Source organism: Streptomyces sp. DH10 (assembly GCF_029813805.1).
Taxonomy (GTDB): domain Bacteria; phylum Actinomycetota; class Actinomycetes; order Streptomycetales; family Streptomycetaceae; genus Streptomyces; species Streptomyces coeruleofuscus.
The window spans coordinates 246,993-259,941 of sequence record NZ_JARVKU010000001.1; the positions used below are offsets into that span (position 1 = coordinate 246,993).

Genomic DNA, 12,949 nt, shown 5'->3' on the forward strand with positions numbered 1-12,949 from the left:
TCGTCTCTCCGGATCAGGCGGCGGGCGCGCCCGTGAGGACTTCCACGCGACCGGTGTCGAGCGAGTAGTAGGCGCTGACGACGGCCAGGTCGCCCTTCTTCACGAGCGGGGCGAGGTCCCGGTTGGTCCGCAGCTCGGCGGCGGTCTGCTTGGTGTGGATCCGCACCATGGCGTCGACCGGGTCGGCGTGCTTCCCCCTGGCGGTCTCCCGGTAAGCCGGCCGCAGGGCGTCGGAGATCGCCTGGAGGTTGCCGGGCAGCTTCTTGCCGTCGCGCATCGCCTCGTAGGCCGCCTTGATCGCACCGCAACGCTGGTGTCCGAGGACCACGATCAGCGGGGTGCCGGACGTCATCGGCCCGTACTCCACGGAACCGACGACCACCGGTCCCACGACCTGCCCGCCGGTACGCATCACGAACAGGTCGCCGAGGCCCGTGTCGAAGACGAGCTCCGGCGGAACGCGGGAGTCGATGCAGGAGAGGATGACGCCGTAGGGGTCCTGTGCCTCGGCGACGAACTCGCGGCGCTTCGGGTCACGGTCGGGGTGCTGGAGCTCTCCGTCCACCCAGCGCTTGTTGCCGTCCATCAGCCGGGCGAACGCCGCCCAGGGCGAGTCCGGTCGCGCGCCCGCCGCGGGTGAGGGCGAGGGGGTCTTCGCCGCTCCCACGGCCGACGTCTTCCCCCCGTTCGTGCTGTCCGAGTTCGACGAACAGGCGGTGAGCATGGCTGCGGTGGCAGCCAGCCCCCCGGTGAGTATGGCCCTGCGTTGTGGTGTCCTGGCGGTACCCATGTAGCCGTCCCTTTCGGTCCCCGTTCTCCCTGGCGGGAGCGGTGATCCAACTGTCGTGGGAGGCCGGTTAGCGCCCGTACAACGCTGATGCAGGGCAGGAGAAGTGCTGTTCCAAAACGCGGGGGGTGAGGGTGTCGGACGCTGTGTGATCCCTCGTCAAAGGCGGACTGTGGCGCGGTGTTCGTAGTCCAGCCCGTGTTCGGCGCAGGACCCCTGCCCGCGGGGGCAGATCATCGAGTACTCGGTGACCCGGGCCCGGTACACCCGCCACGGGGCGGGCGGACGCACCTCCTCCGGGGCGAGGGAGCGGCCGCCGCGCCCGGCGGGGCCGGGGATCACCCGCAGGCCCTCCAGGGCCTCCTCCCCGTGGAGTTCCTCCGCCGTGGCCCTCAGGTACAGGGCGAGGGGACTCGCCGTGCCCACCGGGGCCCGGGAGTCGTGGAGAACGATGCCGATCCGGGGCTCGTGGGCGATGTTGCGGGAGTGCGTGACCTCGGGGGACGACACCCAGTACAAGTCCCGTCCGTCCTCGGTGGAGTAGAAGACGGGCGAGGCCCAGGGGGCGCCGTCCGCGCCGACGGTGGCCAGCACCATGTACAGGTTCCTGTCGATGATCGCGCGTGCCGCGCTGCGGGTGCCCTCGGTCATGCGTCCCCCCTGGTTCCGGTGTTCCCGTGTTTCCGGCGCTGCCATTGTGCGGCTGCCGAAACCTGCGCCACACCACGATCGGACCAAGAGCGCCGACGTCCCTTACCTGCCGGGAACCCGCCTGCCCGGCACCGCGACACCGCCGGACGCCGCGGCGTCGAGGAGACGGCGGAAGGTGGGGCACTCCATATGGCTCGGCGCGGGGCACTTGGCGGCATGGCGCAGGGAGTCGCGCAGTACGCCCAGTTCGCGGATCCTGTTGTCGAGTTCGTCCGCCTTGGCCGCCAGCTTCCGCCGGTCGATACGCGGCTGCCCGTCCGGCGCGAACATGAGCGCGATCTCGTCGAGCGAGAACCCGGCCGTCCGCCCCAGCGCGATCAGCGCCAGCCGTTCCAGCACGCCCGGGTCGTACTGGCGACGCAGGCCCCGCCGGCCCGTCGAGGAGATCAGACCCTTCTCCTCGTAGTAGCGCAGGGTCGATGCCGGGACCCCGGCGCGGTGCGACACCTCGGCGATGTCCAGTTCTGTCATTCTGCATTGACCTCAAGTCGACTTGAAGTAGAACGCTGTCATCCCGGCACGACGAAGGCAACCAGAAGGAGAGACAGTCATGGACGCTGCGCGCAGGGCCGACGACGAGCAGGCAGCCCGCTGGAAGGGGCCCGCCGGTCACGCCTGGGACGATCTCAAGGGAGTGCTGGACGAGATGTTCAAGCCCATCGAGGAGCTCCTCGTCGATGCCGTCGCCGCCGAAAAGGCGCGGCACGTGCTCGAGGTCGGCTGCGGTACGGGCGGCATCACGCTGGCCGTGGCGCGACGGCTCGGCCCCGAGGGCCGCTGTGTCGGCGTCGACATCTCCGAACCGATGATCAGCACAGCCCGGGAGTACGCCGAACAGGAGGACGTGCCGGCGTCGTTCGTCTGCGCCGACGCACAGGACCACGCTTTTGAACCCGCCGCCTTCGACGCCGTCATCTCGCGGTTCGGCGTCATGTTCTTCTCCGATCCCGTCCGGGCCTTCGCCAACCTCCGGCGCGCCGTCAGGGACGAGGGTGCGCTGCGGTGCGTCGTCTGGCGTGATCCGGCGGAGAACCCGTTCATGACGACGGCCCAGCGCGCCGCGTCACCGCTGCTCCCGGACCTGCCCGTCCGCCGCCCGGACGAGCCGGGACAGTTCGCCTTCGCGGACGCGGACAAGGTCCGGCGCATCCTGGCGGAGAGCGGCTGGACCGGGATCGACATCCGGCCGGTCGACGTGGTCTGCACCCTGCCCGAGAAGGAGCTGGTCCGTTACTTCACCCGGCTCGGTCCGGTGGGCATGTACCTGCCCGAGGTGGACGAGCAGACCCGCGAGCGGGTCGTCGAGACGGTCCGTGCCGCCTTCGAGCCCTTCGTGCACGGCTCGGAAGTCCGCTTCACCGCGGCCTGTTGGACGATCGCCGCCCGGACCTCGTCAGCGAAATTTTCGTGAGGCCCGGCCCTCTTTCGTGAGCGCGGACGCCCGGCGCATAGTGAGATCACGATGACGCTGAAGAAAGCCCTGGTGGTCCGCGGCGGCTGGGAGGGGCACCAGCCGGTCGAGGCGACGGAACTTTTCCTGCCCTTCCTGCGGAGCAACGGATACGCCGTCCGGGTCGAGGAGTCGACCGACGTCTACGCCGACGCCGCCCGCATGGCCGGCACCGACCTGATCGTGCAGTGCGTCACGATGTCGGAGATCACGCGCGAGCAGCTCGCGGGGCTGAGCTCCGCGGTCGTGGCGGGCACCGGATTCACCGGCTGGCACGGCGGCATCGCCGACTCGTTCCGCGCTTCCTCCGACTATCTGCACCTGGTGGGAGGGCAGTTCGCCACGCACCCCGGCAGGGAACCGTGCGAGCGCCGGGGCGGACCGCAGGACAACTTCCTGCCCCACACCATCACCGTCACCGAGGCGGGCCGCGAGCATCCCGTCACCGCGGGCATCGAGGACTTCGAGCTGCACACCGAGCAGTACTGGGTGCTCCACGACGACCTCATCGACGTCCTGGCCACCACCACGCACCCCACCCGGCCTTGGGAGCCCTGGCACCGGCCGGTCACCTCACCGGCGGTCTGGACCCGACGGTGGGGGGCCGGGCGGATCGTGGTGACGACGCCGGGGCACAGCCTCGACGTGCTGGAGAACCCCCACGTCCGCACCATCATCGAGAGGGGCATGCTGTGGGCGACGCGCACCGCGTCGGCGTCGTAGGGCTCGGGGTCATCTCCCGCGCGTATCTGGACACGCTGGCCGGTCATCCCGCCGTGCGCGTGACCGCGGTCGCCGACCTCGACGCCTCCCGGTCGGCCGCCGTCGCCGCCGGACTGCCGGGCGTCCGGGCGCTGACCGTGGAGGAGCTGCTGAGCAGCCCGGACGTGGACACGGTGCTGAACCTCACCACGCCCGGGGCGCACGCCGACATCGCCCTCGGGGCCATCGGCCACGGCAAGAACGTCTACGGGGAGAAGCCGCTCGCCGCCACGCTCGCCGACGCCCACACCGTCATGGCGGCCGCCGCGCGGGCGGGAGTCGGAGTGGGGTGCGCGCCGGACACCGTGCTAGGCACCGGAGTTCAGACGGCGCGGGCCGCCCTGGCCGCCGGGAGCATCGGACGCCCCCTGTTCGCCTCGGCGATGATGGTCACCCCGGGCCACGAACGATGGCATCCGCACCCCGACTTCTACTACACCGAGGGCGGCGGCCCCCTGCTGGACATGGGGCCGTACTACCTCACGTCCCTAGTCCATCTGCTGGGCCCGGTGCGGGCCGTGACGGGGGCGTCCAGCCGGCTGCGCGCCGAGCGGGTCATCGGTTCCGGTCCGCGCACGGGAGAGCGGATACCGGTAGAGGTGGACAGCCATGTCTCCGGTGTGCTGGAGCACGCGGACGGGACGCTGACGACGATCACGACGAGCTTCGACGGGGTGGCCACCACCGCCTCCCCGATCGAGGTCCACGGTGAGGTGGGAACCCTCGCCGTCCCGGATCCGAACCGCTTCGACGGCGACGTACGGCTCTTCGGACTCGGCGATACGCAGTGGCGCACGCTCCCTCCGTCCGCGGGCTACGCCGACGGCGCACGGGGAGTCGGGCTGCTCGACTTCGTCGCCGCCGACGGGCAGCGGGCACCGCGCGCGAGCGGCGAACTCGCCCTGCACGTACTGGAGACGATGACCGCGCTGCTGCGTTCGTCGGCCGAGGGACGGCGCATCGAGCTGACGACGTCGGCGCAGCCGCCCGCCCCCGTCCCGTTGACGGCCGCCGAGGACTGGGGCGGCGCCGCCGAGGAGTGGGGCGGCCGGGCCGCGCCCAGCCCCGCGTGACCCGGCGATGCCGCGGCGGTCAGTCCACGGGCCAGGTGTGCGCGGGCGCGTTCATGTGCATGTAGTCCATGTACGTGGCGGTCATCTGCCGCAGGGCCTCACGCCGGTCGGAGACGCCGGTCTTCTCCAGATGATGGACCATCTCCGCCTGCCACAGGGCGCCGTTGCGGCCGGTAACACAGCGCTGCTCGATGATGCCCAGCAGGGGTTCCCGCCAGGCCGCGTCCATCCCGGCCAGCTCCAGACCTCGGTGGGCCAGCGGCAGCAGACGCCGCAACACCAGTTCCGTGACCGGCACTTCGCCCGTGCCGGGCCAGTACAGGCGGGCGTCGATGCCTTCGCGGGCCGCGGTGTGCAGGTTCTCCTCGGCGACCGAGAAGGACATCCGCGTCCACACCGGCCGGTCCTCGTCGACCAGGGCGCGGGTGAGGCCGTAGTAGAAGGCGCCGTTGGCGATGATGTCGGCCACGGTGGGGCCCGCTGGCAGTACCCGGTTCTCGATGCGCAGATGCGGGCCGCTCTCGGTGACGGCGTAGACGGGGCGGTTCCAGCGGTAGATCGTGCCGTTGTGCAGGGTCAGTTCCCCCAGTTGCGGAACGCCGCCGCTGTCGAGCGCGTGCTGCGGGTCCTCGTCGTCGCACAGCGGCAGCAGGGCCGGGAAGTAGCGCACGTTCTCCTCGAAGAGATCGAAGACGCTGGTGATCCACCGCTCCCCGAACCACACCCGGGGCCGTACGCCCTGGGCCTTGATCTCCTCGGGGCGGGTGTCGGTGGCCTGCTCGAACAGGGGGATGCGGGTCTCGCGCCACAGCTCCCTGCCGAACAGGAAGGGCGAGTTCGCCGCCAGGGCGATCTGCACGCCCGCGACGGCCTGGGCCGCGTTCCAGTAGTCCGCGAACTGCTTGGGGGCGACCTGGAGATGGAACTGGGTGCTGGTGCAGGCGGCCTCGGGAGTGATGGTGTCGGCGTACGTCGACAGGCGCTCCACGCCGTCGACCCTGATCCGCAGGTCCTCGCCACGCGCCGCGAAGATCTGCTCGTTGAGCAGCCGGTACCGCGGGTCACCGGAGAGGGCGGTCTCACTGACGTCCGACTCGTCCAGGGTGGGCAGGATGCCGACCATGATCAGGTGCGCGCCGACGGCCGCGGCGCGGTCCTCGGCGTGGTTCAGGGCGTCCCGGATCGTCTGCTCCCAGGCTCCGGGGCCGCCGGTCGTCAGCTCCCGGGGCGGGATGTCGATCTCCAGGTTGAAGCGGCCCAGCTCGCTGGACCACGCGGGATCGGCGATCGCCTGGAGCACGTCGGTGTTGCGCATCGCGGGCAGCCCGCGGTCGTCCACCAGGTTGAGCTCGATCTCCAGCCCGACCCGGGGGCGCTCGCTCTCGAAGCTGGACTCGCGCAGCATCCTGGCCAGCACTTCCAGGTCCGTCTGCATCTTGGCCCGGTACCGACGGCGGTCCTCCCGTGTGAACACCAGGGCCGGCACGTCACGTCCCATGTACGCTCCCGAGTTCCCTCGGCGGATGGCTCTCGTCCCAGAGTCGCACCTTCTCGTCCTGGCGGCGCACCTTGTCGTGGTGCGCGCACCCGCCTAGCCTGACTTTGTGCCGCAAATAAACAAACCCCGAACGCACAGTGCCGTGCCGGGCAACGGCAACTCCCTCGCCCGACTCCGTACCGCGATCACCGTCTTCTTCGCCCTGGACGGCTTCGTCTTCGCCGGCTGGGTCGTGCGCATCCCCGCCATCAAGGAACAGACCGGCGCCTCCGCCAGTGCCCTCGGACTCGCCCTCCTCGGCGTCTCCGCCGGAGCCGTCGTCACCATGGTGCTCACCGGACGGCTGTGCCGCCGCTACGGCAACCACCGCGTCACCGTCGCCTGCGCCGTCCTGCTCTCCCTCAGCGTCGCCCTGCCCCCGCTGACCCACTCGGCCCTCGCGCTCGGCCTCGTCCTGCTGGTATTCGGCGCCGCGTACGGCGGGATCAACGTCGCCTTCAACAGCGCCGCCGTCGACCTCGTGGCCGCGATGCGGCGGCCGATCATGCCGAGCTTCCACGCCGCGTTCAGCCTGGGCGGCATGATCGGCGCGGGGCTGGGCGCTCTGGTCGCGGGGTCCCTCTCCCCCGCCCGGCACCTGCTGCTGCTCACCGTCGTCGGACTGCTCGTGACGGCCGTGGCGGGCCCCACGCTCCTGCGGCAGAAGCCGCCGGAGCCGCCGGAACGGGAACGGCCCGCGGAGGGCGCCGCCCCGCGCCGGCTCGACGGCCGTACCCGGGGACTCGTGCTCGTCTTCGGCCTGATCGCGGGGTGCACCGCGTATGGAGAGGGGGCGCTGGCCGACTGGGGCGCCCTGCACCTGGAAGAGGACCTGGGCGCCTCTCCGGGTGCCGCGGCCATCGGCTACTCCTGCTTCGCGCTCGCCATGACCGTAGGCCGCCTGACCGGGACGACACTCCTGGAACGTCTGGGCCGGACCCGGACCGTCGTGGCGGGCGGCGCCACGGCGGCGGCCGGGATGCTGCTCGGCTCGCTCGCCCCAGCCCTGTGGATGGCCCTGCTCGGGTACGCGGTCACGGGCATCGGCCTGGCGAACCTCTTCCCCGTGGCCGTGGAACGCGCGGGCGCGCTCGCCGGCCCCAGCGGAGTCGCCACGGCCTCCACGCTGGGCTACGGCGGCATGCTGCTGGGGCCGCCCGCCATCGGGTTCATGGCGGACTGGTTCTCCCTGCCGGCCGCGCTCACCAGCGTGGCGATCCTTGCCGCGGTGGCGGCGGCCATCGGTTTCGCGACGCGCGGCGCCGCGGCGCGCTGATCCTTCCACCGGCGAGCCGGGCATGTCCGATGCCGGGTGATCGGTACCCCGGCGGCGGGGTACCCGGGGCCTCGCCCGTTGTGATCGGCGGTTGTGATCACCGGGACGTTACGCCATGCACAAGGAGGCAGACCCGTGACCGATCAGCAGCACCCCGGCGAACAGCACCCCACCCCGGAGTTTCCCTCCCAGGACCAGCCGCACCCGGGCTGGACCGGCCCCATGGACCCGCCCCCGGACCACGGTGAGGAGTCCTACCGGGGCAGCGGCCGGCTGACCGACCGCAAGGCCGTCATCACCGGCGGCGACTCCGGGATCGGCCGCGCGGTCGCCCTGGCGTTCGCCCGGGAGGGGGCCGACGTGATCTTCACCCACCTGGATGACGAGAAGGACGACGCCGCCGAGACCGCCCGGCTGGTCGAGGAGGCCGGACGGCGTGCCGTACCCGTCTCGTGCGACGTACGGGAGGAGGAGAACTGCCGGGCGCTGATCGACCGTGCGGTCGCGGAGTTCGGCCGGATCGACGTCCTGGTGAACAACGCGGCGTACCAGATGTCGCAGCCCGACGGCATCGAGGCGATCTCCACCGAGCAGTTCGACCGCGTGATGCGCACCAACCTGTACGGCATGTTCTGGCTGTGCAAGCTGGCCCTGCCGCACATCCCGGAGGGCGGCAGCATCATCAACTCGACGTCGGTGCAGGCCTACAAGCCCAGTCCGCATCTGCTGGACTACGCGACGACCAAGGGCGCGATCGTCACCTTCACGCAGGGGCTGGCGCAGATGGTGATCGACAAGGGTGTCCGCGTCAACGCCGTGGCGCCCGGCCCGGTGTGGACGCCGCTCATCCCGGCGACGATGCCGGACACCAAGAAGTTCGGACAGCAGGCGCCGATCGGGCGGCCCGCGCAGCCGGCCGAGATGGCTCCGGCGTACGTCTTCCTCGCCTCGCAGGACGCGTCGTACATCACCGCGGAGATCGTCAACGCCACGGGCGGCACACCGCTGCCGTGACGTCCCTGGGGAAATCCGGCGCTCGGAGTGCGCTCCATGGGGCAGACTCGCGCCATGGAGACCGCCGAGTTCCTTCAGACGCTGGAGACAGAGGGCCGGTTGCTGGCCGCGGCCGCCGAGGAGGCCGGGACCGACGCCAAGGTGCCGACGTGCCCGGAGTGGCATGTGCGTGATCTGCTGCGGCACACGGGCGCGGTGCACCGCTGGGCCGCGTCGTACGTCGCCGAGCGGCACACCGAGCGCCGTCCGCTGGGTGAGGTCCCGGCGGACCTCGACGGGGCGGAGCTCGTGGCCTGGTACCGCGACAGCCACCGTCTCCTCGTCGGCACGCTGGCCGACGCCGCGCCCGATGTCGAGTGCTGGTTCTTCCTGCCCGCGCCGTCCCCGCTGGCCTTCTGGACCCGGCGCCAGGCGCACGAGACGACCGTGCACCGGTTCGACGCCGAGTCCGCACGCGGGGCCGGCATCACCGCCGTCGCCCCGGACTTCGCCACCGACGGCATCGACGAACTGCTGCGCGGCTTCCACGCCCGCTCCAGGAGCCGGGTGCGCACGGACGAACCGCGCGTCCTGCGGGTACGCACGGACGACACCGACGCCGTGTGGACCGTACGTCTGTCGTCCGAGCCCCCCGTGACCACCCGGGGCGCCACCGCGGAGGCGGAGTGCGAACTGTCCGGCACGGCCGAGCAGTTGTATCTGGCGCTGTGGAACCGGGCTCCCCTGCCGTCGGTCACGGGTGACCAGGCGCTCGCCGCGCTGTGGCGGGAGACATCGGGGATCTGACCCGGCTACGGCCTGTCGTCCGCCAGCATCCGCGCCAGCACCGCACGCTGCACGGGCAGCACCTCACCGTGCAGCGTGCGCCCCTTCGCCGTGAGAGCGACGCGCACACCCCGCCGGTCCTCCGGGCACATGCAGCGCTCGACGAGCCCTTCCTTCTCCAGCCGGGCGATCAGCCGTGACAGCGCGCTCTGGCTCAGATGGATCCGCTCGGAGATCTCCTGGACGCGGTAGGAGGGAGTGCCCTTCGCCGCCCGGCACCCGGCGAGGACGTCGAGCACCTCGAAGTCGCTGGCGCACAGGCCGTGGTTGTGCAGAACCCGGTCGAGTTCGCACTGTGTTCGCGCGTGCAGCGCCAGAATGTCCCGCCACTGTTCCACGAGCGCCTGCTCGGCCTGGGTCGCCGCCATGCGCGGCACCGTAGCAGAGAGCCAGGATCGTTGCACCTGAATTAAATGCGTTTGCATCTCATGCATACGCATGTAATCTCCCGTGGCATGACCTCTCCGCTCACCTCCCCCACGTCCGACGGGCGTTGGACTCCCCGGCTCTGGGGCACCCTGCTGGTGCTCTGCGCCGCGATGTTCCTGGACGCTCTGGACGTGTCCATGGTCGGCGTCGCACTGCCCTCCATCGGTGCCGACCTCGGCCTGTCGACCTCGGCACTGCAATGGATCGTCAGCGGCTACATCCTGGGCTACGGCGGCCTGTTGCTCCTCGGCGGACGCGCCGCCGACCTGCTGGGCCGGCGCCAGGTCTTCCTGGTGGCCTTGGGCGTCTTCGCGCTGGCCTCGCTGCTCGGCGGTCTCGTCGACTCCGGGCCGCTGCTCATCGCCAGCCGCTTCATCAAGGGCCTGAGCGCGGCCTTCACGGCCCCCGCCGGCCTGTCGATCATCACCACGACGTTCCCCGAAGGCCCGTTGCGCAACCGCGCGCTGGCCATCTACACCACCTGCGGCGCCACCGGCTACTCGATGGGCCTGGTCTTCTCCGGCCTGCTCACGGAGGCCAGCTGGCGGCTCACGATGCTCCTGCCCGCCCCCATCGCGCTGATCGCCCTGTTCGTGGGCCTGAAGCTGCTGCCGCGCAGTGAGCGCGAGCGCGGCCGGGGCGGCTACGACATTCCCGGCGCCGTCCTCGGCACCACCTCGATGCTGCTGCTCGTCTTCACCGTCGTCGAGGCGCCCGAGGTGGGCTGGGGATCGATCCGGACGATCCTGTCCTTCGCCGCCGTCGCCGTCCTGCTGGCGGCCTTCGTCGCCGTCGAGCGACGCAGCCCCAGCCCACTGATCCGGCTCGGCGTGCTGCGCTCAGGGCCCCAAGTCCGGGCTCAGCTGGGCGCGTTGACGTTCGTCGGCAGCTACATCGGCTTCCAGTTCCTGGTGACCCTCTACATGCAGCAGCTGCTCGGCTGGTCGGCGCTGCACACGGCCCTGGCCTTCCTGCCGGCGGGCGCGCTGGTGGCGCTGTCCGCGACGAAGGTGGGGACCGTCATCGACCGGTTCGGCACGGCCCGGCTGATGGTGCTGGGCTTCGCCCTGATGGTGACCGGCTACGTGCTGTTCCTGCGCATCGACCTCGACCCGGTCTACGCGGCGGTGATCCTGCCGACGATGCTGCTGGTCGGCTCGGGCTTCGCTCTGACCTTCCCGTCCCTCAACGTCCAGGCCACCAACGGCGTCGACGAGCACGAGCAGGGCATGGTCTCCGGCCTGCTCAACACCTCGGTCCAGGTGGGCGGCGCGATCTTCCTCGCCGTGGTGACGGCGGTGGTGACCGCCAACTCCCCCGAGCAGGGCAACGCCTCCCCGCAGGCCGTCCTCGACAGCTACCGGCCCGGACTGCTGGTCGTGACGCTCGTCGCCCTCGCCGGCCTGCTGATCACCCTCACGGGCCTGCGGACCCGGCGGGAACGGCCGTCCGTCGTGGTCGCCAAGTCCGCCCCAAAGGAGACGGAGCGCGTCACCGTACGCGACTAAGGCGTCGTTTCCTTTGGTGTGCTCGTAAGTTGAGCCGTGCGTGAGGGATCTGATCGAGCGGTTGGTGCCGGATGAGTTGTGGGTCCTGTTCCGGCGGGTGGTGCCACCGACTGAGGTGAAGCGTCCGCAGGGCGGCGGCCGACGGCGGGCGGGTGACCGCGAATGCCTCGCCGCGATCACCTTCGTAGCCACCTCTGGTTGCACCTGGCGGCAGCTGCCCCCGGTGTTCGGCCCGGCCTGGCCGACGGTCTACCGGCGCTTCGCCCGGTGGAGCCGGGCCAGGGCGTGGGCTCGCCTCCACCGGGTCGTCCTCGACGAACTCGGCGCCCGCGGTGAACTGGACTGGTCGCGGTGCGCGATCGACTCTGTCAGTGTCCGGGCGGCAAAAGGGGGCCACTGACCGGACCGAATCCGACCGACCGCGGCAAGAGCGGATCGAAAATCCACCTGACCACCGACCGGAACGGTCTGCCCCTGTCACTGGGCATCTCCGGTGCCAACATGCACGACAGCCTCGGCCTGGAATCGCTCGTGCGCGGGACACCGCCCATCCGCTCCCGGCGTGGCCCGCGCCGCCGGCGACCGGCCAAGCTCCATGGCGACAAGGGAGACGCCTACGACCACCTGCGCCGATGGCTCCGCAAGCGAGGCGTCCGTCACCGCATCGCGCGCAAGGGCATCGAGTCCTCGCAGCGGCTGGGCCGCCACCGCTGGGTGGTCGAGAGGGAGCACCCCCTGAAGGTATTGACAATCGTTTCCACCTGGTCGACACTCGATGCACATGGTCGACAATCGACAAAGCGGCGGCAGGCTGCTCCGCTGAAGCACCAGGAGGACCAGTGGGATTCGACATCAAGCCCAAGTTCGTGACGTTCGACATGAACGGAACGCTGATCAAGTTCAGCATCAACGACACGATGCGTGAGGTCCTGGGCGACCGACTGCCGGCCGAGGTCGCCGATGAGTACCTGCGGATCTGCAAGGCGTACCGGATCGACGAGTGCACGGGCGCGTACCAGCCGTTCCACCAGGTCGTCGCGCGTTCCATGGAACGCGCCTCGCGCAGCGTCGGTCTCGAGTACCGCGACGACGACGCGCGGGCGGTGTACGAGATCATCCCCACCTGGGGCCCGTACCCCGGTGTCACCGAGGCGCTGAACCGCCTGGCCGAGGAGGTCCCGCTGGTCATCATCACGAACAGTGACACCGCGCACGCCGTGCGCCTCGCGGAGAACCTCAAGGCCCCGTTCGAGGTCGTCATCAGCGCCGAGGAGATGGGCGTCTACAAGCCGCGACTCCGCGCCTTCGAGTACATGTTCGACAAGCTCGGCGTGACACCCGACGAGCTCGTGCACGTCTCCGCGAGCCCGATGTATGACCACCGCTCCGCGGCCATCATGGGCATCAAGAACAAGGTGTACGTCGACCGCGGCTTCGAGCACGACGAGCACTGGCTCGGCTACGAGCGGATCACCGACATCGCCGACCTCCCGGTCCTCTTCGGCCTGCCGCGCCCGACTGCCTAAGACCGTGTCCTAATACTCCACCCGTAGATCGTGATCTCGATGGTGAGTGGC

At 70.7% G+C, this 12,949-nt stretch carries 13 protein-coding genes and 1 pseudogene; 9 read left to right on the top strand and 5 right to left on the bottom strand.

The genetic code is table 11. The annotated features are described in order from the left end of the window. Nucleotides 1-13: 13 nt before the first annotated feature. The 3 genes from QC385_RS01050 to QC385_RS01060 form a co-directional block, all read right to left on the bottom strand. Nucleotides 14-667: a carbonic anhydrase gene (locus tag QC385_RS01050; protein WP_279539315.1), complete on the bottom strand. Its 654-nt coding sequence runs from the start codon at nt 665-667 to the stop codon at nt 14-16. 279 nt (nt 668-946) lie between these two features. After that, on the bottom strand, nt 947-1,438 hold the full coding sequence (locus QC385_RS01055) for a pyridoxamine 5'-phosphate oxidase family protein (protein ID WP_279539316.1): 492 nt from the start codon (nt 1,436-1,438) through the stop codon (nt 947-949). Between the two features lie 102 nt (nt 1,439-1,540). Further along, entirely contained in the window at nt 1,541-1,969 is a 429-nt protein-coding gene (locus tag QC385_RS01060) for a helix-turn-helix domain-containing protein (protein ID WP_279539317.1), read from the bottom strand. Nucleotides 1,970-2,048: 79 nt separating this feature from the next. Between QC385_RS01060 and QC385_RS01065 the strand changes: the two genes are divergently transcribed. Genes QC385_RS01065 through QC385_RS01075 form a run of 3 tightly spaced genes read left to right on the top strand, consistent with a single transcriptional unit; the run spans nt 2,049 to nt 4,783 of the window. Next, a complete protein-coding gene (locus QC385_RS01065) occupies nt 2,049-2,909 on the top strand; it encodes a class I SAM-dependent methyltransferase (RefSeq protein ID WP_279539318.1) in 861 nt (286 codons plus the stop codon). A 51-nt stretch (nt 2,910-2,960) separates the two neighbouring features. Beyond that, entirely contained in the window at nt 2,961-3,671 is a 711-nt protein-coding gene (locus QC385_RS01070) for a ThuA domain-containing protein (protein ID WP_279539319.1), read from the top strand. Beyond that, nucleotides 3,641-4,783, top strand: a complete 1,143-nt coding sequence (locus QC385_RS01075) for a Gfo/Idh/MocA family protein (RefSeq protein ID WP_279539320.1) — start codon at nt 3,641-3,643, stop codon at nt 4,781-4,783. Before QC385_RS01070 ends, QC385_RS01075 begins: the two co-directional genes overlap by 31 nt. A gap of 19 nt (nt 4,784-4,802) precedes the next feature. Here the strand turns inward: QC385_RS01075 and QC385_RS01080 are convergent, their stop codons facing one another. After that, entirely contained in the window at nt 4,803-6,281 is a 1,479-nt protein-coding gene (locus QC385_RS01080; RefSeq protein ID WP_279539321.1) for a glutamate-cysteine ligase family protein, read from the bottom strand. 142 nt (nt 6,282-6,423) lie between these two features. Between QC385_RS01080 and QC385_RS01085 the strand changes: the two genes are divergently transcribed. The 3 genes from QC385_RS01085 (at nt 6,424) to QC385_RS01095 (ending at nt 9,396) form a co-directional block, all read left to right on the top strand. Next, complete coding sequence (locus QC385_RS01085) at nt 6,424-7,596, top strand: MFS transporter (RefSeq protein WP_279539322.1); 1,173 nt, start codon at nt 6,424-6,426, stop codon at nt 7,594-7,596. A 135-nt stretch (nt 7,597-7,731) separates the two neighbouring features. Next, a complete protein-coding gene (locus QC385_RS01090) occupies nt 7,732-8,610 on the top strand; it encodes an SDR family oxidoreductase (RefSeq protein ID WP_279539323.1) in 879 nt (292 codons plus the stop codon). Nucleotides 8,611-8,664: 54 nt separating this feature from the next. Further along, entirely contained in the window at nt 8,665-9,396 is a 732-nt protein-coding gene (locus tag QC385_RS01095; protein ID WP_279539749.1) for a maleylpyruvate isomerase family mycothiol-dependent enzyme, read from the top strand. Between the two features lie 5 nt (nt 9,397-9,401). Here the strand turns inward: QC385_RS01095 and QC385_RS01100 are convergent, their stop codons facing one another. Further along, on the bottom strand, nt 9,402-9,803 hold the full coding sequence (locus tag QC385_RS01100) for a MarR family winged helix-turn-helix transcriptional regulator (RefSeq protein WP_279539324.1): 402 nt from the start codon (nt 9,801-9,803) through the stop codon (nt 9,402-9,404). Between the two features lie 87 nt (nt 9,804-9,890). On the opposite strand from QC385_RS01100, the gene QC385_RS01105 reads away from it, so the two are divergent. The 3 genes and pseudogenes from QC385_RS01105 to QC385_RS01115 all read left to right on the top strand — a co-directional run bounded on the left by QC385_RS01105 (nt 9,891) and on the right by QC385_RS01115 (nt 12,898). Then, the gene (locus QC385_RS01105; protein ID WP_279539325.1) at nt 9,891-11,372 is read left to right on the top strand and encodes an MFS transporter; all 1,482 of its coding nucleotides are present in this window, start codon (nt 9,891-9,893) and stop codon (nt 11,370-11,372) included. Nucleotides 11,373-11,412: 40 nt separating this feature from the next. Beyond that, nucleotides 11,413-12,098, top strand: a pseudogene (locus QC385_RS01110) (IS5 family transposase); the annotation flags it as partial. A 113-nt stretch (nt 12,099-12,211) separates the two neighbouring features. Then, nucleotides 12,212-12,898: a haloacid dehalogenase type II gene (locus QC385_RS01115; protein ID WP_279539326.1), complete on the top strand. Its 687-nt coding sequence runs from the start codon at nt 12,212-12,214 to the stop codon at nt 12,896-12,898. Nucleotides 12,899-12,949 lie beyond the last annotated feature (51 nt).

Bases quoted from the DNA above. Each gene is read 5' to 3' on its own strand.
- QC385_RS01055 (WP_279539316.1), bottom strand. From the start codon at position 1,438: ATGACCGAGGGCACCCGCAGCGCGGCACGCGCGATCATCGACAGGAAC.
- QC385_RS01060 (WP_279539317.1), bottom strand. From the start codon at position 1,969: ATGACAGAACTGGACATCGCCGAGGTGTCGCACCGCGCCGGGGTCCCG.
- QC385_RS01065 (WP_279539318.1), top strand. From the start codon at position 2,049: ATGGACGCTGCGCGCAGGGCCGACGACGAGCAGGCAGCCCGCTGGAAG.
- QC385_RS01070 (WP_279539319.1), top strand. From the start codon at position 2,961: ATGACGCTGAAGAAAGCCCTGGTGGTCCGCGGCGGCTGGGAGGGGCAC.
- QC385_RS01080 (WP_279539321.1), bottom strand. From the start codon at position 6,281: ATGGGACGTGACGTGCCGGCCCTGGTGTTCACACGGGAGGACCGCCGT.
- QC385_RS01095 (WP_279539749.1), top strand. From the start codon at position 8,665: ATGGAGACCGCCGAGTTCCTTCAGACGCTGGAGACAGAGGGCCGGTTG.
- QC385_RS01100 (WP_279539324.1), bottom strand. From the start codon at position 9,803: ATGGCGGCGACCCAGGCCGAGCAGGCGCTCGTGGAACAGTGGCGGGAC.
- QC385_RS01105 (WP_279539325.1), top strand. From the start codon at position 9,891: ATGACCTCTCCGCTCACCTCCCCCACGTCCGACGGGCGTTGGACTCCC.